Annotated in this window: 18 protein-coding genes; 14 read left to right on the top strand and 4 right to left on the bottom strand. The window is 72.3% G+C overall.

Going from position 1 to position 23,005, the window contains the following annotated elements; genetic code table 11:
• The first annotated feature begins 283 nt into the window (after positions 1 to 283).
• The 6 genes from ACIQR3_RS32585 to ACIQR3_RS32560 are packed head-to-tail and all read left to right on the top strand — an operon-like array spanning position 284 to position 8,876.
• On the top strand, positions 284 to 1,978 hold the full coding sequence (locus tag ACIQR3_RS32585; protein WP_403544383.1) for an extracellular solute-binding protein: 1,695 nt from the start codon (positions 284 to 286) through the stop codon (positions 1,976 to 1,978).
• Between the two features lie 29 nt (positions 1,979 to 2,007).
• Positions 2,008 to 3,036 carry an ABC transporter permease gene (locus ACIQR3_RS32580; RefSeq protein WP_403544381.1) on the top strand — a complete coding sequence of 343 codons (1,029 nt, stop codon included), beginning with the start codon at positions 2,008 to 2,010 and terminating at the stop codon, positions 3,034 to 3,036.
• Positions 3,033 to 3,971 carry a carbohydrate ABC transporter permease gene (locus ACIQR3_RS32575; RefSeq protein WP_403544380.1) on the top strand — a complete coding sequence of 313 codons (939 nt, stop codon included), beginning with the start codon at positions 3,033 to 3,035 and terminating at the stop codon, positions 3,969 to 3,971. The genes ACIQR3_RS32580 and ACIQR3_RS32575 overlap by 4 nt, the downstream gene beginning before the upstream one ends.
• A complete protein-coding gene (locus ACIQR3_RS32570; protein WP_403544378.1) occupies positions 3,968 to 5,941 on the top strand; it encodes a beta-galactosidase in 1,974 nt (657 codons plus the stop codon). Before ACIQR3_RS32575 ends, ACIQR3_RS32570 begins: the two co-directional genes overlap by 4 nt.
• Entirely contained in the window at positions 5,938 to 8,127 is a 2,190-nt protein-coding gene (locus tag ACIQR3_RS32565; protein ID WP_403544376.1) for a glycosyl hydrolase family 95 catalytic domain-containing protein, read from the top strand. Before ACIQR3_RS32570 ends, ACIQR3_RS32565 begins: the two co-directional genes overlap by 4 nt.
• A gap of 35 nt (positions 8,128 to 8,162) precedes the next feature.
• Positions 8,163 to 8,876, top strand: a complete 714-nt coding sequence (locus ACIQR3_RS32560; RefSeq protein ID WP_403544374.1) for a hypothetical protein — start codon at positions 8,163 to 8,165, stop codon at positions 8,874 to 8,876.
• Positions 8,877 to 8,892: 16 nt separating this feature from the next.
• Here ACIQR3_RS32560 and ACIQR3_RS32555 read toward each other — a convergent pair whose 3' ends face one another.
• A complete protein-coding gene (locus ACIQR3_RS32555; RefSeq protein ID WP_403544372.1) occupies positions 8,893 to 9,912 on the bottom strand; it encodes a LacI family DNA-binding transcriptional regulator in 1,020 nt (339 codons plus the stop codon).
• 310 nt (positions 9,913 to 10,222) lie between these two features.
• On the opposite strand from ACIQR3_RS32555, the gene ACIQR3_RS32550 reads away from it, so the two are divergent.
• The 7 genes from ACIQR3_RS32550 (at position 10,223) to ACIQR3_RS32520 (ending at position 19,552) form a co-directional block, all read left to right on the top strand.
• Positions 10,223 to 12,163 carry an acyl-CoA dehydrogenase family protein gene (locus tag ACIQR3_RS32550; RefSeq protein WP_403544370.1) on the top strand — a complete coding sequence of 647 codons (1,941 nt, stop codon included), beginning with the start codon at positions 10,223 to 10,225 and terminating at the stop codon, positions 12,161 to 12,163.
• Between the two features lie 93 nt (positions 12,164 to 12,256).
• A complete protein-coding gene (gene dxr / locus ACIQR3_RS32545) occupies positions 12,257 to 13,513 on the top strand; it encodes a 1-deoxy-D-xylulose-5-phosphate reductoisomerase (RefSeq protein ID WP_403544368.1) in 1,257 nt (418 codons plus the stop codon).
• 8 nt (positions 13,514 to 13,521) lie between these two features.
• Positions 13,522 to 14,814 carry a M50 family metallopeptidase gene (locus tag ACIQR3_RS32540; RefSeq protein WP_403544411.1) on the top strand — a complete coding sequence of 431 codons (1,293 nt, stop codon included), beginning with the start codon at positions 13,522 to 13,524 and terminating at the stop codon, positions 14,812 to 14,814.
• 170 nt (positions 14,815 to 14,984) lie between these two features.
• A complete protein-coding gene (gene ispG, locus ACIQR3_RS32535) occupies positions 14,985 to 16,142 on the top strand; it encodes a flavodoxin-dependent (E)-4-hydroxy-3-methylbut-2-enyl-diphosphate synthase (protein ID WP_215164483.1) in 1,158 nt (385 codons plus the stop codon).
• 217 nt (positions 16,143 to 16,359) lie between these two features.
• Positions 16,360 to 17,208: a GNAT family N-acetyltransferase gene (locus tag ACIQR3_RS32530; RefSeq protein WP_403544367.1), complete on the top strand. Its 849-nt coding sequence runs from the start codon at positions 16,360 to 16,362 to the stop codon at positions 17,206 to 17,208.
• A gap of 32 nt (positions 17,209 to 17,240) precedes the next feature.
• Positions 17,241 to 17,774 carry a GNAT family N-acetyltransferase gene (locus ACIQR3_RS32525; RefSeq protein ID WP_403544365.1) on the top strand — a complete coding sequence of 178 codons (534 nt, stop codon included), beginning with the start codon at positions 17,241 to 17,243 and terminating at the stop codon, positions 17,772 to 17,774.
• 74 nt (positions 17,775 to 17,848) lie between these two features.
• A complete protein-coding gene (locus tag ACIQR3_RS32520; RefSeq protein ID WP_403544364.1) occupies positions 17,849 to 19,552 on the top strand; it encodes a proline--tRNA ligase in 1,704 nt (567 codons plus the stop codon).
• Between the two features lie 700 nt (positions 19,553 to 20,252).
• Here ACIQR3_RS32520 and ACIQR3_RS32515 read toward each other — a convergent pair.
• The 3 genes from ACIQR3_RS32515 to ACIQR3_RS32505 are packed head-to-tail and all read right to left on the bottom strand — an operon-like array spanning position 20,253 to position 22,162.
• Complete coding sequence (locus ACIQR3_RS32515; protein WP_403544363.1) at positions 20,253 to 21,152, bottom strand: aminoglycoside phosphotransferase family protein; 900 nt, start codon at positions 21,150 to 21,152, stop codon at positions 20,253 to 20,255.
• Between the two features lie 42 nt (positions 21,153 to 21,194).
• Positions 21,195 to 21,683: a ferritin-like domain-containing protein gene (locus ACIQR3_RS32510; RefSeq protein WP_403544361.1), complete on the bottom strand. Its 489-nt coding sequence runs from the start codon at positions 21,681 to 21,683 to the stop codon at positions 21,195 to 21,197.
• Entirely contained in the window at positions 21,680 to 22,162 is a 483-nt protein-coding gene (locus tag ACIQR3_RS32505) for a hypothetical protein (RefSeq protein WP_403544360.1), read from the bottom strand. The genes ACIQR3_RS32510 and ACIQR3_RS32505 overlap by 4 nt, the downstream gene beginning before the upstream one ends.
• A gap of 311 nt (positions 22,163 to 22,473) precedes the next feature.
• Between ACIQR3_RS32505 and rimP the strand changes: the two genes are divergently transcribed.
• Positions 22,474 to 23,004, top strand: a complete 531-nt coding sequence (gene rimP, locus ACIQR3_RS32500) for a ribosome maturation factor RimP (protein WP_403544358.1) — start codon at positions 22,474 to 22,476, stop codon at positions 23,002 to 23,004.
• Position 23,005 lies beyond the last annotated feature (1 nt).

Here is a 23,005-nt window from a genome sequence, read left to right as displayed (position 1 = left end):
GTCAAGACGCGGCGGGCCGTTCCGTCCACCTTCACAGCCAGCACAGGGGGCGCTGGGCTGGCCCGAGCCGCCCCGCACACATCCGAGGAATCTTGGAAACGACTCTTGTGCCCACCCTCGTGTTCACTTAACCTCGCTGCAACATCGAAGCGCTTCGACGGTGAGGGCCCTGTGGGCGCCTCCCGCCCCGCCCGCTCCACCCCCAGCTCAGCGAGTTCCACTCAAGACACCGCAGCCGACGGCCACCGCCGGGTGTCCTGGTGCGCCATGAAGGGTTGACGCAATGACGCCGAACGCCGCCTCCGCCACCTCCGCGCCGAGCCGGAGAAGCTTCCTCGCCTCCTCGGCGGTCGCCGCCGCCGCGGTGGCGGGCGGGATGCCCCTGCTCAGCGCCTGTGGCGGCACGGACAGCGGCTCGCGCGAGGGCACGACCGCGGGCAAGGACGCCAAGAAGCTGCTGCCGGCCTATGTGGCCAGCAACGTGGTGAGCCCCGACATCCCGTCCAAGAACGGCTCGGCGGTCGGCTTCACCAGCAAGCTCGCCGTCGCCGACCTGAAGACCTCGGTGCCGAAGAAGCTCGGCAAGGGCGGCCAGGTCACCATCATGTCCCCGTTCTGGGGCTCCCCGCCGAAGTCGGACAACGCCTACTACAAGGCGATGAACGACATGATCGGCGTCGACATCAAGTGGCAGAACCAGGACGGCAACACCTACGAGCAGAAGCTCGGCGCGGTCCTCGCCTCCAGCGACGTACCGGACGTGGTGGTCGTCCCCAGCTGGAACCTCAACGGCAAGATCCCCAGCGCCATCATCTCCAAGTTCGCCGACCTCGGCCCCTACCTGTCCGGCGACGCCGTCAAGGACTACCCGAACCTGGCCGCCATCCCCACCGACGCCTGGCAGCGCTCGATCTTCGGCGGCAAGCTGCGCGGCCTGCCGCAGCCCCAGCCGTACGTCACCGGGCTCGTCCCCCTGTACCGGCAGGACATCTTCGAGAAGGAGGGGTACGAAGTCCCCACCTCCTGCGCCGAGTTCATGGACTGGGCCAAGGACGCCACCAACGCCAAGGCCAAGCGCTGGGCCTGCCTGGACATGAAGTGGACCGCCTTCCAGGCGTTCGGCGTGCTCTCCGCCAACGAGAAGCCGCTCGGCTGGAACCTGGTCGACGGCAAGATGATCTGCCGCTTCGAGACCGACGAGTACCTCGAAGCACTGGAGTGGACCCGCAAGCTGTTCGCCGCCGGCGTCGTCCACCCCGACGCCGAACTCGGCAAGAGCCAGGCCACCGACCCCGGGCCCAAGTTCGCCAAGGGCGAGTTCCTCGTCTACGTCCAGAACATGAGCCAGTGGTGGAGCCGCACCGCCGAACAGGCCACCCAGAACCCGGAGTTCAAGATCTGGGGCATGGACATCTGGGGCCACGACGGCGGCGACCCGGTGCTCTGGGCCGAACAGCCCGCCGGTATCTGGGCCTTCGTGAACAAGAAGGCGTCCGAGTCGGTCATCAAGGACGTGCTGGCCGCGGCCAACGTCACGGCGGCGCCGTACGGCACCAAGGAGTACATGGCCACCAACTACGGCGTCGAGGGCACCCACTACACCGTCAAGGACGGCGTCCCCACCAAGACCGACCAGGGCAACATCGACGTGATGAACGCCTACGTCATGCTGGCCAGCCCCGCCCCGACCGTCGCCCACCCCGACTTCCCCGAGGTCGCCAAGGGCCAGGTGGAGTGGCAGCAGCGGATGGGCGCCTTCACCAAGAAGTCCTCCTTCTACGGCATGCAGGTCACCGAGCCCTCCCGGTACACCAACCTCTCCAGCGACTTCGAGCAGATGGAGGACGACTTCGTCCGGGGCCGCAAGAAGATGAGCGAGGTCCAGCAGGCCGTCTCGGAGTGGCGCAGCAAGGGCGGCGACAAGCTCCGCGACTGGTACAAGAAGCTGCTGGACGAGAACGGCTCGGCGGCGAGCTGACCGGCGCGGGCGAGGCGAGGAGAACGGCCGTGTCGAACAGCACGGTGCCTCGGAGCAGGACCGAGGCCCAGAAGAAGTCCCCGGCGGTGCCCGACGGCACCACCGGCCCCGAGAAGAAGATCCCCTCCGGGAAAGTGAGCCTGCGCCTGCGCTTCAGACGCGACCGCGTCCTGCTGCTGATGGTGCTGCCGGCCGTCCTGCTGCTCCTGGTCTTCAACTACCTGCCGATCCTCGGCAACGTCGTCGCCTTCCAGGAGTACGACCCCTACATCAGCGACAACGGGATCGTCTCCATCCTGCACAGCCCCTGGGTGGGCCTGGAGAACTTCGAGCGGATCTTCGCGGACTCCGACTTCTGGAACGCCGTACAGAACACGCTGATCCTCTTCTTCTTCCAGCTCGTCCTCTTCTTCCCGATCCCGATCCTGCTCGCGCTGCTCATCAACAGCGTGGTCCGGCCCCGGGTCCGGGCGGTCTCGCAGGCCATCCTCTACCTGCCGCACTTCTTCTCCTGGGTGCTGGTCGTCGCCGTCTTCCAGCAGCTCTTCGGCGGCGCCGGCATCTTCTCCCAGCTGCTGCGCGAGCACGGCTACGACGGCCTGGACTTCATGACCGACCCGGACACCTTCGCGGTGCTGATCACCGCGCAGAGCGTCTGGAAGGACGCCGGCTGGGGGATCATCGTCTTCCTCGCCGCGCTCGCCTCGGTCAGTCCCGACCTGTACGAGGCCGCCGCGATGGACGGCGCGGGCCGCTGGCGCCGCATGTGGCACGTCACCCTGCCCGCGCTGCGCCCGGTGATCGCGCTGCTGCTGGTGCTCCGCGTCGGCGACGCGCTCACCGTCGGCTTCGAGCAGATCCTGCTCCAACGCGACATGGTCGGGCCGGGCGCGGCCGAGGTGCTGGACACCTTCGTGTGGTGGAACGGCGTACGCAACCAGGACTTCGGTTACGCGGCGGCCGCCGGACTCGTCAAGGGCGTGGTCAGCCTCGGTCTGGTCCTCGCCGCGAACAAGGTGGCCCATCTCATGGGCGAGCAGGGGGTGTACAAGAAGTGACCGCCGTCATCGACCAGCCCGTGTCCGACAAGCCGTCCCGCTGGGGCGCCCCGCCCCGGCCGGCCTGGGAGGAGAAGCCCGGTCCGGCCGGGGTGGCGGGCAAGGGCCTCGCCCTGACGCTGGCCTGCCTGGCCATCCTCTTCCCGCTGTGGATCGTGATCGTCACCAGCCTGTCGTCGAGGAAGACCATCGACGAGGCCGGCGGTCTGGTCATGGTCCCCAAGGAGGTCACCTTCGTCGCCTACCAGGAGCTGCTCAGCGGCGGCCAGGTCACCCGCGCCGCCGTCATCAGCATCCTGATCACCCTGGTCGGCACGGCGTTCTCCATGACGGTCTCCGTGCTGTGCGCCTACGGCCTGTCCCGCACCGGCTCGCTCGGCCACCGCTGGATCCTGATGGTCCTGCTGGCCACCATGTTCTTCAGCGCCGGCCTCATCCCGACGTACCTGCTGGTGCAGTCCCTCGGCCTGACCGACACCTACCTCGCGCTGATCCTGCCGAGCGCGATCAGCGTCTTCAACATCCTGGTGCTGCGCGGCTTCTTCATGGGCATCTCCCAGGAGCTGATCGACAGCGCCCGCATCGACGGCGCCGGCGACCTCCGCATCCTGTGGAAGATCGTCATGCCGCTCTCCCGCGCGGTCCTCGCCGTGATCACCCTGTTCTACGCCGTCGGCTACTGGAGCGCCTGGTTCAACGCGTCCCTGTACCTGAACGACCAGGACATGATGCCGCTGCAGAACGTCATGATCCAGCTCGTGCAGAAGCAGGAGGCCCCGGTCGGCCTCGGCCAGGCGATCAAGACGGGCGAGCTGTCCGGCCTGGCCGTGCAGATGGCCGTGATGGTCATGGCGCTGCTGCCGGTCGCGGTCCTCTCCCCGTTCGTCCAGCGGCACTTCAAGAAGGGCATGCTGACCGGGGCGGTGAAGGGGTGAGCCCGGACCTCGCCGCGGTGACCCGCGGCCGTCTCCTGTTCGGCGGCGACTACAACCCCGAGCAGTGGCCCGAGGAGACCTGGCGGGAGGACGTCCGCCTCATGCGGGAGGCCGGCGTCAACTCCGTCACCGTCGGCGTCTTCTCCTGGGCCCGCCTCGAACCCCGCCCCGGCGTCTACGCGTTCGGGTGGCTGGACCGCGTCATGGACCTGCTGCACGCGCACGGCATCGGCGTCGTCCTCGCCACCCCCACCGCCTCGCCCCCGCCGTGGCTCGGGCACCTGCACCCGGACACCCTGCCCGTCGACGAGGACGGCCGCACCGAGCACTGGGGCGGACGCCAGCACTTCTCGCACTCCAGCGCCGTCTACCGCCGCCACGCCGCCGCCGTCACCGAGGCCCTGGCCGCCCGCTACGCCGGCCATCCCGCCCTCACCATGTGGCACATCAACAACGAGTACTGCACCTACGACCACGGCGACGAGGCCGCCGCCCGCTTCCGCACCTGGCTCCAGCGCCGGTACGGCACCCTCGACGCCCTCAACACCGCCTGGGGAACGGCGTTCTGGAGCCAGGGCTACGGCGACTGGCAGGAGGTCCTGCCCCCGCGCCGCACCCACTACCTCAAGAACCCCGCCCAGGTGCTGGACTTCCGGCGCTTCACCTCCGACATGCTGCTGGAGTGCTACAGCGCCGAGCGCGACATCGTCCGCCGGCACACCCCGCACCTCCCGGTCACCACCAACTTCATGCCGCTCTTCTTCGGCCAGGACGGCTGGCGCTGGGCCGAGGAGGAGGACGTCGTCTCCGTCGACCTCTACCCCGACCCGCGCGACCCGTCCGGCGCGCAGGAGGGCGCCCTGATCCAGGACCTCACCCGGTCCCAGGCCCGGGGCGGCCCCTGGATGGTCATGGAACAGGCGACGGGCGCGGTCGGCTGGCGCGACGTCGACCAGCCCAAGCCGCGCGGCCTGAACCGCCTGTGGTCGCTCCAGGCGGTCGCCCGGGGCGCGGACGCCGTCTGCTACTTCCAGTGGCGGCAGTCCCGGCAGGGCGCCGAGAAGTTCCACTCCGCGATGGTCGGCCACGCCGGCCCCCGTGGCCGGGCCTTCCAGGAGGTCCGCCGGCTCGGCGCCGACCTGGCCCGGCTCGCCCCGCACGTCACCGGCACCCGCGTCACCGCCGACGCCGCCGTCCTGCTCGACTGGCACTCCTGGTGGGCCGGCACCCAGCAGGCCCGCCCCTTCGACCGGGCCGACCTGCCCGTCGTCCTGCGCGCCTGGCACCGCGCCCTGTGGGAGGCCCACCTCACCACCGACCTCGCCCACCCCGAGCACGACCTGAGCCGCTACCGCCTGGTCGTCGTCCCGCAGCTCTACCTCCTCACCGACGCCGCGATCGACAACCTCGTCGCGTACGTCCACGGCGGCGGCACCCTGGTCTGCGGCTTCCTCACCGGCGTCGCCGACCAGGACGACCGGGTACGCCCCGGCGCGATGGACGCCCGCCTGCGCGACCTCTTCGGCATCCGCACCCTGCACGAGTGGTGGCCCCTGGCCGAGGGCGAGACCGTCGGCTGCGACGGCTTCCGCGGCACGCTGTGGTCGGAGGAACTGGAGCCCGACGGCACCGCCGACGAGACCGTCCCCTACCAGGGCGGCGAACTCGACGGACTGCCCGCCGTCCTGAACAAGGGCCGCGCCTGGTACGTCTCCACCCTCCCGGAACCCGAGGCGCTGCGCGGCCTGGTCGCGGGCATCGCCGCCGACGCCGGGGTCCGCCCGGCCTTGGACCGCGTCCCGGCGGGCGTCGAGGCGGTCCGCCGCGGCGACCTGCTGTTCCTGCTCCACCACGGCCGCGACCCGGTGACCGTCGACGTCCCCGGCACCCACCGCGACCTGCTGACGGGGGAGACGGTCACGGACCGTACCGAGCTGGGCCGGTACGGCGTACGGGTGCTCGCCCCATGACCGCCGCCCCCGTCCACGGCACCTGGGAGCCCGCCCCCGCCGCCCGCTGGGAGGACGCCTTCCTCACCGGCAACGGCCACCACGGCGCCCTGGTCCTCGGCGATCCGCACGACGACCGGGTGATCGTCACCCACCACACCCTCGTCCGTCCCAACGGCGGGGAGCACGCCCGCCCCCCGGAGCTGGCCGCCGCCCTGCCCGCGCTGCGGGAGCGGCTGCTGGCCGGTGACGTCACCGCCGCCGAGGAGTTCACCGACGGCCGCCCGCTGCAATGGGTGCAGCCCTTCCACCCGGCCTTCCAGCTCCGGCTGCGCCGCCCGCCCGGCGCCGACCACGCCTACCGCCGCACCGTCGACTTCGCCACCGGCGAGACGACGGCCACCGCCGGCGGCTGGACCAGCCGGGTCTTCGTCTCCCGCGCCGACGACGTCATCGTCCAGCAGGTCACCGCCCCGCACCTCACCCTCGACCTCGCCCTGGACCACCGCCTGCCCGGGGCGCCCGCCGCACTCGGCGTCGGCCACGGCGCCGTCCGCACCCCCGAGGGCGCCGTCCTGAGCCTGCGCGCCCGCTACCCGGACAGCGACCGGGCGTACACCGGCGTCACCGTGGCCGCCGTCACCGGCGGCACCACCGCGCTGGTCCCGCCCGGCCTGCTCGTCGAGCGGGCCGAGTCACTGCTGCTCCTGACCCGGGTCCGCCGGCACACCGGGGAACTCGACGTGCACGCCGAGTCCCGCGCCCTGGGCGACCTGATGACCGGCCGCACCTACGAGGACCTCCTCGACCGCCACCTGCCGCACCACCGCACCGCCTACGAGCGCGTCACCCTGGACCTCGCCGCCGACCCCGCCGACCGCGCGCTGCCCGGCTCCGCACTCCTCGGCCGCCCCGGCAGCCCGGCCCTCCTGGAGCGCCTCTTCGCCGCCGGCCGCTACCACCAGCTCTCCGCCTCCGGCCTGCTCCCGCCCCGCCTCACCGGCCTGTGGACCGGCGACTGGGACACGGCCTGGTCCGGCGCGTTCACCACCAACGCCAACCTCAACCTCCAGACCGCCTCCGCCGCCGCTGCCGCCCTCCCCGAGGTCACCGAGGCGCACGCCGCCCTGGTCCACCGGCAACGGGACCACTGGCGGGAGAACGCCCGCGCCGTCTTCGGCGCCCGGGGCGTCGTCGCGCCCTCCCACACCGACGGCGAGAACGGGCACTCGTACCACTTCAGCCGCGAGTACCCCCTGCACCTGTGGACGGCCGGCGCCGACTGGCTCCTCAAGCCGCTCGTGGACCACGACGAGACCCACGGCACCCGCGACCCCCGCACCGCCGAGGCCCTCGCCGAAGTCGCCCTGTTCTACGAGGACTTCCTCACGGAGGCCGGCGACGGCCGCCTGACGGTCGTCCCGTCCTACTCGCCGGAGAACCGTCCCGCCAACGCCAGCTGGGGAACCGTCGACGCGGCGATGGACCTCTCGGCGGCCCGGCACGCCCTGCTGACCGCCGCCGACTACCACCCCGAGCACGCCGCCCGCTGGCGGGCGCTGGCCGACCGGCTGCCGCCGCACCGGATCAACGCCGACGGCGCCCTCGCCGAGTGGGCCCGGGAGGGCCTCGACGACACCTACGACCACCGCCACCTCAGCCACCTCTACGGCGTCTGGCCGCTGGAGGAGATCACCCCGTACGACACCCCGGAACTGGCGGCGGCGGCCCACCGGGCCCTGGAGCTGCGCGGCGCCGAGAACGACTCGGCCCACGGCCACCTCCACCACGCCCTGGTCGCGGCCCGCCTGCGCGACGGCGAGCGGGTCGCGCACGCCCTGGGCGCGGTGCTGGCGGGCGACTACTTCCACACCTCCCTGATGAGCGCGCACTACCCGCGCCGCGACGTCTACAACGCCGACGCGGCGCACACCCTGCCCGCCGTGCTCGTCGAGATGCTGGTGCAGTCCACCCCCACCCGCCTGGTCCTGCTGCCCGCCCTGCCCGCCGCCCTCCCGGCGGGCGGACTGCGCGGCGTACGCACCCGGTTCGGCGCCACCCTCGACCTCACCTGGACCCCCGAGGCCGCCACCGCCGTCGTCCGGCCCGGCCGCACCGTACGCGTCGAACTGAGGACTTCCTCCGGCACCGAGCCTCTCGACCTCACCGCCGGAGAAGACCGCGTCCTCCACCTGAAGGCGCGGTGACCGCACCGTCCCCCCACCCATGGAAGGGAACGACCATGGCACGACGTACACCGCTCCGGCTCCCCAAGGCGCTGCTGGCCCCGGCCCTCGCCCTCGGCGCCACCGTCGGCCTCGCCGCCGCCCCCGCCGAGGCCGCCGTCTGGAACTCCTGCGACCAGTGGGGCAACACCACGCTGAACGGCTACATCCTCTACAACAACATCTGGGGCTCCGGCGCCGGCAGCCAGTGCGTCTGGGCCAACTCCGGCACCAACTGGGGTGTCTGGGCCGATCACCCCGACACGGGCGGCATCAAGTCCTACCCGAACAGCAAGAAGGTGATCAACAAGCCGATCACCTCCCTGACCTCCCTCACCAGCAGCTACAACGTCACGGTCCCGTCCTCCGGCGCGTACAACACCTCGTACGACATCTGGGACACCGACTACGACCACGAGATCATGCTCTGGGTCAACTACAACGGCGCCGTCGGCCCGCTCGGCACCTCCCAGGGCACGGTCACCCTCGGCGGCCACACCTGGAACGTCTACAAGGGCGACAACGGCGCCAACGCGGTGTACTCGTTCCTGCGCACCTCCGACTCCACCGCCGGGACGGTCAACATCCTCCCGGTGCTGAAGTGGATCAAGGACACCAAGGGCTGGATAGGGAACGAGACCATCGGGGACGTGCAGTTCGGCTACGAGATCACCTCGTCGGCCGGCGGCCTGGACTTCGTCACCAACAACCTGACGGTCAGCGGCGGTTGATCCACCGCACTCCGGGTCAGGGGCCGGTCCACCCGGGGGCCGGCCCCGAACTCGCCCGCACCGTCAGCTCCGGCGGCAGCAGCACCACCTCGTCGCTGCCGCGCCCGCCGAGCTTGGCCACCAGCTGCTCCACCGCGTGCCGGCCCATCTCCTGCGCGGGCACGGCGACCGACGTCAGCCGCACCGACGCCTGCGCGGCGACCTGCTCGGGGCAGACCGCCACCACCGACACGTCCTCGGGCACCGCCCGCCCCTGCTGCCGCAGCAGCGCGAGCAGCGGCTCCACCGCCGCCTCGTTCTGCACCACGAACCCCGTGGTGCCGGGCCGCTCGTCGAAGATCCGGGACAGGGTCAGCGCCATCGCGTCGTACCCGCCCTCGAACGGCCGGTGCAGCAGCCGCAGCCCCAGCTCCCGGGCCCGCGCGCGCAGCCCCTCCAGGGTCCGCTCGGCGAACCCGGTGTGCCGCTCGTAGACCCCCGGCGCCTCGCCGATGACGGCGACGTCCCGGTGCCCCAGCGACGCCAGGTGCTCGGCGCACAGCGCGCCGGTCGCCCGGAAGTCGAGGTCCACGCAGGTCAGCCCGGAGGTGTCGGCGGGCAGCCCGATCAGCACCGACGGCTGGTGGGTGGCGCGCAGCAACGGCAGCCGCTCGTCGTCGAGTTCGACGTCCATGACGATCATCGCCTCGGCCAGCCCGCTGCCGGTGACGCGGCGCACCGCGTCGGGGCCCTCCTCGCCGGTGAGCAGCAGCACGTCGTACCCGTGGGCGCGCGCGGCGGTGGCCACCGCGATGGCGATCTCCATCATCACCGGTACGTACATGTCGGTGCGCAGCGGGATCATCAGCGCGATGATGTGCGACCGGCTGCTGGCCAGGGCGCGGGCGCCGGCGTTCGGGTGGTAGCCCAGCTCCCGGATGCTCTCCTCGACCCGCTGCCGGGTGGTGCTGGAGATGGACCGCTTGCCGCTGAGGACGTAACTCACCGTGCTCGCCGAGACTCCGGCGTGCTGGGCGACCTCGGCGAGGGTGACCATCCGGCTCTCCAAGCGATGTGAAGCGCTTCGACAAGCGCACGTAACGGATCATGCGAAGTGAGGGTGGTCCGACCCTAGCCCCAGTAACAGTGGGGTGTCCATACGTCGTCACACGCGTCGAAGCGCTTCGACAGACCCTCCCCGACGGCGGGCCGGCTCCAGCGCGTCGCGGGGCGCGCTCCCGTCCGTTCATCGGCCGAACGGCCGCACGCGGGGTGGCCGGGACGTCCGTAATCGGGTACATACGAACGAGTAGCACCGATCAGTAACGTACATCCCCCCTACGTGCCGAGACGCGGCGAGGTGCCCCATGTCCGCACCGACCACCCCTTCCTCCCGACCCACCGTCACCGAACGCGAGGCCCGCCAGGTCGCGGAGGCGGCCCGCGACCAGGACTGGCGCAAGCCCAGCTTCGCCAAGGAACTCTTCCTCGGCCGCCTCCGCCTCGACCTCGTCCACCCCCACCCCCTCCCGGACGGCGAGGCCGTCCGCCGCGGCGAGAAGTTCCTCGCCGAGCTGCGCGCCTTCTGCGAGACACGGATCGACGGCGCCGTCATCGAGCGGGACGCCCGCATCCCCGACGAGGTCATCGCCGGGCTGAAGGAACTGGGCGCCTTCGGCATGAAGATCGACACCAAGTACGGCGGCCTGGGCCTGACCCAGGTGTACTACAACAAGGCCCTCGCCCTGGTGGGCACCGCGAACGCCGCGGTCGGCGCCCTGCTCTCCGCCCACCAGTCGATCGGCGTGCCGCAGCCGCTGAAGCAGTTCGGCACCGAGGAGCAGAAGGCGAAGTTCCTGCCGCGCTGCGCCCGCACCGACATCTCCGCCTTCCTGCTGACCGAGCCGGACGTCGGCTCCGACCCGGCCCGCCTCGCCACCACGGCCGTACCGGAGGGTGACGAATACGTCCTCGACGGCGTGAAGCTGTGGACCACCAACGGGGTCGTCGCCGATCTCCTCGTCGTCATGGCCCGCGTCCCGAAGTCCGAGGGCCACCGGGGCGGTATCACCGCCTTCGTCGTGGAGACCGCCTCCGAGGGCGTCACCGTCGAGCACCGCAACGCCTTCATGGGCCTGCGCGGCCTGGAGAACGGCGTCACCCGCTTCCACCGGGTCCGCGTCCCCGCGGCGAACCGCATCGGCCCCGAGGGCGCCGGCCTCAAGATCGCCCTGACCACCCTCAACACCGGCCGCCTCTCGCTGCCCGCGATGTGCGTCGGCGCCGGCAAGTGGTGCCTGAAGATCGCCCGCGAGTGGTCCGGGGCGCGCGAGCAGTGGGGCAAGCCGGTGGCACTGCACGAGGCGGTCGGCGCGAAGATCTCCTTCATCGCGGCCACCACCTTCGCCCTGGAGGCCGTCGTCGACCTCTCCTCCCAGATGGCCGACGAGAACCGCAACGACATCCGCATCGAAGCCGCCCTCGCCAAGCTCTACGGCTCCGAGATGGCCTGTCTGGTGGCCGACGAACTGGTCCAGATCCGCGGTGGCCGCGGCTTCGAGACCGCCGCCTCCCTCGCCGCCCGCGGCGAACGCGCGGTCCCCGCCGAGCAGATGCTGCGCGACCTGCGCATCAACCGCATCTTCGAGGGCTCCACCGAGATCATGCACCTGCTGATCGCGCGCGAGGCGGTCGACGCCCACCTCTCCGTCGCGGGCGACCTGATCGACCCGGACAAGTCCCTGTCCGACAAGGCGCGGGCGGGCGCGCGGGCGGGCGCCTTCTACGCCGGGTGGCTCCCGAAACTGATGACCGGCCCGGGCCAACTCCCCACCTCGTACAGCGACTTCAAACACGAGGTCGACCTGTCGGGACACCTGCGCTACGTCGAGCGCACCGCCCGCAAACTCGCCCGCTCCACCTTCTACGCGATGTCCCGCTGGCAGGGCCGGATGGAGACCAAGCAGGGCTTCCTCGGCCGGATCGTCGACATCGGCGCCGAACTCTTCGCCATGTCCGCCGCCTGCGTCCGCGCCGAGCTGCTCCGCTCCCGCGACGACCACGGCCGCGAGGCGTACCAGCTCGCCGACGTCTTCTGCCGCCAGGCCCGCATCCGCGTCGAGGAACTCTTCGGCCGGCTGTGGACCAACACCGACGACCTCGACCGCACGGTCGTCAAGGGCGTCCTGTCCGGCACCTATGCGTGGCTGGAGCACGGCGTCGTGGACCCCTCGGGCGACGGCCCGTGGATCGCCGACGCGACGCCCGGGGTCAGTACGAAACCGAACGTCCACCGTCCCATCAGGTGAGATACACCTCAGCGCGTCCCCGGGCGGCGGCCCCGCCACCCGCCCGAGGGACGCGCTGTCCTGCCGGAGGGCGGTTGAGGCAACAATGGGGGAATGACCGACAGCCCTGCCCCCCTCGCCGACCCGCACCTCGTCTACGACCCCGTGGCGGGAGACGGCGCGAAGGACGTGGTGATCCTCGGCTCCACCGGGTCGATCGGGACCCAGGCCATCGATCTCGTCCTGCGCAACCCGGACCGCTTCCGGGTCACCGGCCTGTCCGCCAACGGCGGCCGGGTCGCCCTCCTCGCCGAGCAGGCCCACCGGCTGCGGGCCGGCACCGTCGCCGTCGCCCGCGAGGACGTCGTACCGGAGCTGCGCGAGGCGCTGCGGGCGCGGTACGGCACGGGGGAGCCGTTCCCCGAGATCCTCGCCGGCCCGGACGCCGCCACCCAGCTCGCCGCCTCCGACTGCCACACCGTCCTCAACGGCATCACCGGTTCCATCGGCCTCGCCCCCACCCTCGCCGCCCTGGAGGCGGGCCGCACCCTCGCGCTCGCCAACAAGGAGTCGCTCATCGTGGGCGGCCCGCTGGTCAAGGCCCTCGCCAAGCCCGGCCAGATCATCCCCGTCGACTCCGAGCACGCCGCCCTCTTCCAGGCCGTCGCCGCCGGCACCCGCGCCGACGTCCGCAAACTCGTCGTCACCGCCTCCGGCGGCCCCTTCCGGGGACGTACGAGGGAGCAGCTGGCCGCGGTCACCGTCGAGGACGCCCTCGCCCACCCCACCTGGGCCATGGGCCCGGTCATCACCATCAACTCCGCGACCCTGGTCAACAAGGGCCTGGAGGTCATCGAGGCCCACCTCCTCTACGACATCCCCTTCGACCGCATCGAGGTCGTCGTCCACCCCCAGTCCTACGTCCACTCGATGGTCGAGTTCACCGACGGCTCCACGCTCGCCCAGGCCACGCCCCCCGACATGCGCGGCCCCATCGCCATCGGCCTCGGCTGGCCCGAGCGCGTCCCCGACGCCGCCCCCGCGTTCGACTGGAGCAAGGCGTCCACCTGGGAGTTCTTCCCCCTCGACAACGAGGCGTTCCCCTCGGTGAACCTGGCCCGCCGCGTCGGAGAGCTCGCGGGAACCGCCCCGGCGGTGTTCAATGCGGCCAACGAGGAGTGCGTCGAGGCGTTCCGCTCCGGGGCGCTGTCGTACCTCGGCATCATCGAGACCGTCACACGGGTGGTCGACGAACACGGCACACCGGCCACGGGAACTTCGCTGACCGTCGCGGACGTCCTCGAAGCGGAGACCTGGGCGCGCACCCGGGCCCGGGAACTGGCGGCACAAGCGGCGGAGGCCCGTGCATGACGACCCTGATGTTCATCCTCGGCATAGTCGTCTTCGCGGTCGGCCTGCTGTTCTCCATCGCCTGGCACGAGCTGGGCCACCTGTCCTGGGCGAAGCTCTTCGGCATCCGCGTGCCCCAGTACATGGTCGGCTTCGGCCCCACGCTGTTCTCCCGCAAGAAGGGCGAGACCGAGTACGGCATCAAGGCCATCCCGTTCGGCGGCTACATCCGCATGATCGGCATGTTCCCGCCGGGCCCCGACGGCAAGCTGGAGGCCCGCTCCACCTCACCGTGGCGCGGCATGATCGAGGACGCCCGCTCGGCCGCCTTCGAGGAACTCCAGCCCGGCGACGAGAACCGCCTCTTCTACACGCGCAAGCCGTGGAAGCGGGTCATCGTCATGTTCGGCGGCCCGTTCATGAACCTGATCCTCGCGGTGGCGCTGTTCCTCATCGTCCTGATGGGCTTCGGCATCTCCCAGCAGACCACCACGGTCAGCTCGGTCTCCCAGTGCGTGATCTCCCAGTCCGAGAACCGCGACAAGTGCACCGACGCCGACGCCCCCTCCCCGGCCGCCGCGGCCGGCCTCAAGGCCGGCGACAAGATCCTCTCCTTCGACGGCGTACGCACCGACAAGTGGGACGATCTCTCCGACCTGATCCGCGCCCACCCCGGCGAGAACGTGCCCATCGTCGTCGAGCGCGACGGCAAGGACGTCACGCTGCACGCCGAGATCGCCACCAACAAGGTCGCCAAGAAGGACGGCAGCGGCGGCTACGTCCAGGGCGAGTACGTCACCGCCGGCTTCCTCGGCTTCAGCGCCGCCACCGGCATCGTCAAGCAGGACTTCGGCGACTCCGTGGTGTGGATGGGCGACCGGATCGGCGACGCCGTCGACTCCCTCGCCGCCCTGCCCAGCAAGATCCCCGCGCTGTGGGACGCCGCGTTCGGCGACGGCCCGCGCGAGCCCGACTCCCCGATGGGCGTCGTCGGCGCCGCCCGGGTCGGCGGCGAGATCTTCACCCTGGACATCCCGCCCACCCAGCAACTGGCGATGGCCGTGATGCTGGTGGCCGGCTTCAACCTCTCCCTCTTCCTGTTCAACATGCTCCCGCTGCTGCCCCTCGACGGCGGCCACATCGCGGGCGCCCTGTGGGAGTCCCTGCGCCGCAACCTCGCCAAGGTGCTGCGCCGCCCCGACCCCGGCCCGTTCGACGTGGCGAAGCTCATGCCGGTCGCCTACGTGGTCGCGGGCGTCTTCGTCTGCTTCACGCTCCTCGTGCTCATCGCGGACGTCGTGAACCCCGTGAGAATCTCCTAGTCACTCCCGCTTCGAAGGCGGCCCGGCACGCTTGTGCCGGGCCGCCTTCCTTCGAGTGCGTTTACGACGGCAGGATGTGCCCGGCCCCAGTCCGGTGCCGTAATCTCGGGGATCGGAGCCCGCCGCTGACGGGACCGGACCTTGATCCACGACTTGGGGTTGCACAGCAGATGACTGCGATTTCTCTCGGCATGCCGTCCGTTCCGACCAGGCTCGCCGAGCGCCGGAAGAGCCGGCAGATCCAGGTCGGCTCGGTGGCCGTGGGCGGCGACGCTCCCGTGTCGGTGCAGTCGATGACCACCACCCGCACCTCGGACATCGGCGCCACCCTCCAGCAGATCGCCGAGCTGACCGCCTCCGGCTGCCAGATCGTCCGCGTGGCCTGCCCGACGCAGGACGACGCCGACGCGCTGCCCGTCATCGCGCGCAAGTCGCAGATCCCGGTCATCGCGGACATCCACTTCCAGCCCAAGTACGTCTTCGCCGCCATCGAGGCCGGCTGCGCCGCGGTCCGGGTCAACCCCGGCAACATCAAGCAGTTCGACGACAAGGTCAAGGAGATCGCCCAGGCCGCCAAGGACCACGGCACCCCGATCCGCATCGGCGTGAACGCGGGCTCCCTGGACCGCCGCCTGCTCCAGAAGTACGGCAAGGCGACCCCGGAGGCGCTGGCGGAGTCCGCGCTCTGGGAAGCGTCGCTCTTCGAGGAGCACGGCTTCCGCGACATCAAGATCTCGGTCAAGCACAACGACCCGGTCATCATGGTCGAGGCCTACCGGCAGCTCGCCGCCCAGTGCGACTACCCGCTGCACCTCGGCGTCACCGAGGCCGGCCCCGCCTTCCAGGGCACCATCAAGTCGGCCGTCGCCTTCGGCGCCCTGCTCTCCCAGGGCATCGGCGACACCATCCGGGTCTCCCTGTCCGCCCCGCCGGTCGAGGAGATCAAGGTCGGCATCCAGATCCTGGAGTCCCTCAACCTCCGCCAGCGCGGCCTGGAGATCGTCTCCTGCCCGTCCTGCGGACGCGCCCAGGTCGACGTCTACAAGCTGGCCGAGGAGGTCACCGCCGGCCTGGAGGGCATGGAGGTCCCGCTGCGCGTCGCCGTCATGGGCTGCGTCGTCAACGGCCCCGGCGAGGCCCGCGAGGCCGACCTCGGCGTCGCCTCCGGCAACGGCAAGGGGCAGATCTTCGTCAAGGGCGAGGTCATCAAGACCGTCCCCGAGTCCAAGATCGTCGAGACCCTCATCGAGGAGGCGATGAAGATCGCCGAGCAGATGGAGGCGGACGGCGTGGCGTCGGGCGAGCCCTCGGTGGCGGTCGCGGGCTGAGGTTCTCCGGTGCGTCCTCGGCGCGGGCCGGGCACTTCCAGCCCGTCCGGCGCCTGAGGACCAGGCCCGTCCAGGGCCGAAGCGGGAGCGGGCCCCCGGACGGCAGGGCAGCCGACGGCCACCGGCGAACGAACGGCAGCGGAACGCGGGGCGACGCCGCTCAGCTTCCGCGGGTACAGTGCGGAGATCAGCAGACCCCAGGGTGAGGGCCCCGCACGTGTTGACGCAGACCACCTCCCGGGTCCTCGAACCGAGCGACCTGAACGCCGCGCTCGCCGTCCTCGACCGCGAGCCGGTCGCGAACGCCTTCGTGACGTCCCGGGTCCGGGTCGCCGGCCTCGACCCGTGGCGGCTCGGCGGCGAGATGTGGGGCTGGTACGAGGACGGCATGCTGACGTCCCTGTGCTACGCGGGCGCCAACCTCGTCCCCATCTGCGCCACCCCGCGCGCCGTCCGCGCCTTCGCCGACCGCGCCCGCCGGGCCGGCCGCCGCTGCTCCTCCATCGTCGGCCCCGCCGACCCCACCACCCAGCTGTGGCGGCTGCTCGAACCCACCTGGGGCCCGGCCCGCGAGGTCCGGCACCGCCAGCCCCTCATGGTCACCGACCGCATGCCCGCCCACATCACCCCCGACCCGCACGTCCGCCGCGTCCGCAAGGACGAGATGGACGCCCTCATGCCGGCCTGCGTGGCGATGTTCACCGAGGAGGTCGGCATCTCCCCGCTGGCCGGCGACGGCGGCCTGCTCTACCAGGCCAGAGTCGCCGAACTCGTCGGTGCCGGCCGCTCCTTCGCCCGCTTCGACACCGACGGCAAGGTCGTCTTCAAGGCCGAGATCGGCGCCGCCACCGACCGCGCCTGCCAGATCCAGGGCGTCTGGGTGGCCCCCGAGCACCGCGGCCGGGGCCTCGCCGCCCCCGGCATGGCGGCGGTCCTGCGCTACGCCCTGGCGGACATCGCCCCGGTCGCCAGCCTCTACGTCAACGACTTCAACACGGCGGCCAGGAGGACGTACCGCCGCGTCGGCTTCGAAGAGGTCGGCGCCTTCATGAGCGTCCTGTTCTGAACGCGTCCCGCGGCCCCCTGTAGGCTCCGCCCATGGACGTAGTGATCGGCCCCTTGGACCTCGCCGCCCACGTCGACGAAGCCCTCGCGGTCCAGGCCGCCGCCTTCGGCCTGGGCCCCGACGAGGTGGCCGTCCGCCGCCAGATCGTCCTGCGCCACATGACCCACCCCGGCGCCCGCGCCCTCGGCGCGCACACTCCCGACGGCCGTCTCGCCGGCTTCGTCTACGGCATGCCCAACGACCGCGCCCACTGGTGGTCCACGATCGTCGAGCCCTACCTGCGCGCCCAGGGCAACGACGCCTGGCTCGACGACTCCTTCGTCATCACCGAGCTGCACGTCCACCCCGCCCACCAGAACCTCGGCGTGGGCCGCGCCCTGATCACCACCATCACCGACGGCGCCGCCGAGCCCCGCTCGATCCTCTCCGCGATCGACACCGACAGCCCCGCCCGCGGCCTGTACCGCTCCCTCGGCTACCGGGACCTCGCCCGCCAGGTCCTCTTCCCCAGCGCCCCCAAGCCGTACGCCGTGATGGGCGCCCCCCTCCCGCTGCTGCGGCGATAACCGATTTCCACCACCCCGGACCGCCCGGCTAACCTCGTCGCCATCACACTCACTTCGCAGGAGACACGAGAACCATGGCGAACGCACCGGTCCAGCGCATGTCGAAGTTGTTGGCGAAGACGCTGCGCGACGACCCGGCGGACGCCGAGGTCCTCAGCCACAAGCTGCTGGTCCGCGCCGGCTACGTCCGCCGCACCGCCGCCGGCCTGTGGAGCTGGCTGCCGCTCGGCAAGAAGGTCCTGGCCAACGTGGAGCGCATCGTCCGCGAGGAGATGGACGCCATCGGCGCCCAGGAGGTGACCCTCCCCTCCCTGCTGCCCCGCGAGCCCTACGAGGCCACCGGCCGCTGGCAGGAGTACGGCCCCGAACTCTTCCGCCTCCAGGACCGCAAGGGCGGCGACTACCTGCTCGGCCCCACCCACGAGGAGATCTTCACCCTGCTGGTGAAGGACCAGGCGTCCTCCTACAAGGACCTCCCCGTCATCCTCTACCAGATCGCCAACAAGTACCGCGACGAGGCCCGCCCCCGGGCCGGCATCCTGCGCGGCCGCGAGTTCCTGATGAAGGACTCCTACTCCTTCGACACCGCCGACGAGGGTCTCGCCGAGTCCTACGCCCTGCACCGCGCCGCCTACCAGCGCATCTTCGAGCGCCTCGGCCTGGACTACCGCATCTGCGCGGCGACCGCCGGCGCGATGGGCGGCTCCAAGTCGGAGGAGTTCCTCGCCCCCGCCGAGGCCGGCGAGGACACCTTCGCCGACTGCCCGAACTGCGACTACGCCGCCAACACCGAGGCGATCACCTTCGCACTGAAGCCGGTCGACGCCACGGACGTCCCCGCCCTCGAAGAGATCCCCACCCCCGACACCCCCACCATCGAGACCCTCGCCGCCTCCCTCGGCGTCCCCGCCTCCGCCACCCTGAAGAACCTGCTGGTCAAGGTGGACGGCGAGATCGTCGCGGTCGGCGTCCCCGGCGACCGCGAGGTCGACCTGGACAAGGTCGAGGCGCACTTCGCGCCCGCCGCCGTCGAACTGGTCACCGCCGAGGACTTCGTGGGCCGCCCCGACCTGGTCCGCGGCTACGTCGGCCCGCAGGGTCTGGGCGAGAAGGTCACGTACATCGCCGACCCGCGCGTGGCACCCGGCACCGCCTGGATCACCGGCGCCAACAAGGAGCACACCCACGCCAAGAACGTCGTCGCGGGCCGCGACTTCGAGGTCGACGCGTACGTCGACGTCGTCGTCGTCCAGGAGGGCGACCCCTGCCCGAACTGCGGCACCGGCCTCAAGCTCGACCGCGCCATCGAGATCGGCCACATCTTCCAGCTGGGCCGCAAGTACGCCGACGCCCTCAAGCTCGACGTCCTCGGCCAGAACGGCAAGCCGGTCCGCGTCACCATGGGCTCCTACGGCATCGGCGTCTCCCGCGCGGTGGCCGCCCTCGCCGAGCAGCACGCCGACGACAAGGGCCTGATCTGGTCCAAGGAGGTCGCCCCCGCCGACGTGCACGTGGTCGCCGCCGGCAAGGCCGTCCAGACCGAACTGGCCCTGAAGATCTCCGACCAGCTCTCCGCCGCCGGCGTCCGCGTCCTGGTCGACGACCGGGCCGGGGTCTCCCCGGGCGTGAAGTTCACCGACGCGGAGCTGATCGGCGTACCGCAGATCCTGGTCGCCGGCCGCCGCTCCGCCGAGGGCGTCGTCGAACTCAAGGACCGCCGCACCGGCGAGCGCGAGGAAGTAACGGTGGACGAGGCCATCGCCCGCCTCACGGCCTGACCGCCACGGATGCCGGGGGGCTTCACAGCCCCCCCGGCGCGGGGGTGGGTGCGCGGCCCAGCGCGACGGGGCGCCTCGCCCTTCCCCGAGCTTCGCACGCGGGGCCCCATCGCCCACCCACACCGCCCCAGGGGCACGCATGCCCGCCGCTACGGCTGGACGGCGGCTGCCCCGCGGGACTCGGACAGCCGCGAACGGCGAGAAGGGGCCGGGCCGGGGAGTGTCCGCCCGCAGCGGTCGGCGCGTCCGCGCCGTCCACCCCCGTGGCCGACCGATTCCGCGCCGTTCCGAGGACGGACAACCCCGGCCCGGCCCCGACCCACCAGACCACCGGACGCGCTCCGCGCACCTCCACCGGCGGGCCAGGGGCCGCCGCAGGCATCCGCCGGAGCCGCTCCGCGTCGGGAGGCGCTCCGCGCACCTCCGCCGGCGGGCCTGGGGCCGCCGCAGGCATCCGCCGGAGCCGCTCCGCGTCGGGAGGCGCTCCGCGCACCTCCACCGGCGGGCCTGGGGCCGCCGCAGGCATCCGCCGGAGCCGCTCCGCGTCGGGAGGCGCTCCGCGCACCTCCACCGGCGGGCCAGGGGCCGCCGCAGGCATCCGCCGGAGCCGCCCCGCGACGGGACGCGCTCCGCGCACCCCATCCCCCGGCCACGGGCCGCCGCAGGCGGCCCACCCCCCCCGCACCGCCGGAGGCAACGCTCACAGCCAGCCCGCGAACTCCAGCAGCAGTTCCGCGTCCTGGGGGCGGCCGACCCGCGACGCCCGTACGCCCGACTCCACGGCCCGGAACAGGGTCCAGCCGCGCAGCCGTTCCCGGTCGACCTCCAGGGACTCCGCGAGCCGCTTGATCCGGCGCCGGACCGTGGAGGCGCCGGACGGCTGGGCGATCAGGTCCTCCACCCGGTCCCGTACCAGCCGGGCCAGATCGAAGGCCGGCTCGCCCACCACCGGGTCGGGCCCCACGGCCAGCCACGGCATCCGGTCCCCGGCGAGCACCTTGCTCTGCCGGAACGTACCGTGCAGCAACCGCTCCTGAGCAGGCCCGGCCAGCAGTTCCGCGCGCACCGCCAGGGCCGCGTCCACCAGCGGCGCCACCGCCGGGTCGGCCTCGGCCCCCGCGCGCATCGCCGCCGCCTGCCGCCCGGTCCGCTCGGCCACCGTCTCGAAGCCATGGTCCACGGGCGGCGCCACCCACAGCCGCCGCAGCGTCCCCGCCGCCTCCAGCAGCGCCCGCGCCTCCGGCAGCGACCGCACCGACACCTCCGGGTGCAGCCGCTCCAGCAGCAGGACGCCCTCGGTCACGCGGGGCTCCAGCAACCGCACGGCACCCCGGCCGTCCCAGTGCGCCAGCGCCGCCCGCTCGCTCTCCGGCCGCGCCCTCGGCGGGGCCAGCTTCAGCACCGCGGGCGTCCCGTCGGCGGTGTGCACCAGCACCACCAGGCTGCCGCGCCCGCCGGGCACCACCGTCCGCTCCACGGTCAACCCGCGTAGACCGACGGCCCGGCGCGCCGCCTCCGGCAGACCCGCCAGCCAGTCGTCACCGTCCGGTGCCGTCTCACCGAGCGCCCTGACCAGACGCCGCGGCGGTTCGAAAACCATGCGCGAGCCGTTCCCTTCCCGTACGGGCGCTCCCCGTACGTGTCACGCGGTCGGTGCCGCCGAGGCCGGCGCCGTGCCGGCCCGCTCGGCGAGCCCTGGGAAGGCTACGCTCCCGCCGCGCCAGCGCACCGCGCGGACCGCCGCCTCCCGCAGCGCCTCGGCCGCCGCCTTCCGGAGCTCGCCGCCGGCCGCCCGCACCAGGTCCGAGTAGACCCCGGCCACCCGTTCCTCCAGCTGCGCTGCCAGCCGCGCCGCCGAGGCCGCGTCGCTCACCGGGAAGGGCAGCGCGTACCCGGCCCGGGCGGCGACCGGCGTCGCCCCGAGGTCGCGCACCTCGCGCCCCAGCGCGTCCCGCCGGGCCCGGTGCGCGTCGTACGCCGTCCGCGCTTCCGTGCGCCGGTCCTCGCCCACCCGGGCGCCGACGACCCCGTAGCCGTAGACCGCCGCGTGCTCGGCCGCCAGGACCGCTTGGAGCGCCTCCAGCTCCCGCTTCTTCTCGTCCTTCTCGCTCTTCCCGGACTCGTCGCTCACCGGTCGCCCTCCGTCAGCAGATACACGTGTCCCGCCCCGGCCGCCGCCACCGAGGCCAGCAGCCGGGCCAGCTCGCCCGGCACGTCCGCCAGCGCCGCCGTCCGCCGGTCGGCCAGCTTCCGCTCGGCGGCGGCCAGCAGGGCGAGCGCCTCCTCCCCGTCGGCCGGTACGGCGTCGGCGGTGGAGCCGTCGTCCGGCCCCGCGGCCCGTGCCGAACCGGACGGGGAGACCGACGGGGACGCGGCACGCGCCCCGCCGAACGCCGCCGCGTGCCGGAGCACCTCCGCGCGCAGCGGCTCCAGACGCTCCGCCAGCGCCGGGTGCGCGGCGATCACCGCGGCGTACCGCCCCGCCAGCTCCGCGCTGTCCCGCGCGGCCCGCGCGCGTGCCCGGTCGGCGGCCCTGGAGGCGGCGGCGTCCGGTTCGCCGGAACCGGGGGAACCGGTACAGCCGGCCAGCAGCACGGCCCCGGTGGCCACGGCGAACAGACTCCTTCTGCGCGGTCGCGAGGGCGGGCGCGGCGATGAGGGCAACGACGACACGGCAGACGTCCTCGGCAGGCTCGTACGGAAGTGGCGGGAAGGAAGTGACGGGAGGGCAACGGGAGGGAACGGGGAGGCGGTCGCCGGAGGCGGCGTGCGCCTTGATCACCGTACCCGGGAGGCCGCCCGGCGCCACTCAGCGGCACCGTCGAGCCCGGGTGGACGGCAACACCCCCCGCGACCGGATACCCTTTGACCTGACACGCGCACCGTCCCACAACAGCACACGCGGCCGAGGAGTCACCCGGATGAGCACCACCCAGAGCGAGAGGCTGCGAGAACTGCTGGAACCGCTGGTCGCCTCCCAGGGTCTGGATCTGGAAGAGATCGCGGTGGACTCGGTCGGACGCAAGCGGGTGCTGCGCGTCGTCGTCGACTCCGACACCGGTGCGGACCTGGACGCGATCGCCGATGTGAGCCGCGCGCTCTCGGCGAAGCTCGACGAGACGGACGCGATGGGCGCGGGGGAGTACACCCTGGAGGTCGGCACCCCGGGCGCGGAGCGCGAGCTGACGGAACACCGGCACTACGTACGGGCCGTCGACCGCCTGGTGAGGTTCCAGCTCACCGAGGGCGGCGAACTGGTCGCCCGGATCCTCGGCGTGGACGACGAAGGGCTCGACCTCGAAGTACCCGGCGTGAAGGGCCGCAAGGCCACCGCCCGCAGCCTCGCTTTCGACGAGATCGCCAAGGCCCGGGTCCAGGTCGAGTTCAACCGCAAGGACAAGCAACACCAGCATGACGAGAACGACATGAAGGAAGAAGAGGAGGAGGCGTAGC

This window comes from Streptomyces sp. NPDC090994 (assembly GCF_044768905.1).
In the GTDB taxonomy this organism is placed as follows: Bacteria; Actinomycetota; Actinomycetes; order Streptomycetales; family Streptomycetaceae; genus Streptomyces.
This window is presented reverse-complemented; position numbering and strand designations above follow the sequence as displayed.